This is a genomic window from uncultured Microscilla sp. (genome assembly GCF_947493425.1).
Taxonomy (GTDB): Bacteria; Bacteroidota; Bacteroidia; order Cytophagales; family Microscillaceae; genus Microscilla.
Map to the genome: position 1 here is coordinate 1 of NZ_CANLRP010000569.1, position 326 is coordinate 326.

The window sequence follows — 326 nt, forward strand, 5'->3', positions numbered from 1 at the left end:
CGCAAAAAAGACTTGGCGAAAGCCCAGGTGTATGGTCAGGAGGCGCTGAAATGGGTAGATGATCCCGCTGAAAAAGCCATGCTGGTAAACCAACTGAACGAAGACCGTAAAATGCTCCGAGACAAGCCCTCGTTTGACAAAGCCCAGGTAGTCTACCGCGAGGGGGTGCGATTGATACAAGCCAAAAAATACCAGGCGGCTTATGATGCCTTCAAAAAAGCGGCGGGTTTGATCAAAGGTACCGAGTACACGCTTGACCCTCTCTACGAAAAACTGATCAATTTGCAGTTGGCGTGTTTAGACGCTATAGATGCGGCAAGGAAGAA

Annotated in this window: 1 pseudogene; it reads left to right on the plus strand. The window is 49.4% G+C overall.

Annotated features, from left to right (window positions below):
* Positions 1 to 326 (plus strand): annotated as a pseudogene (locus tag Q0954_RS34675) (hypothetical protein); the annotation flags it as partial.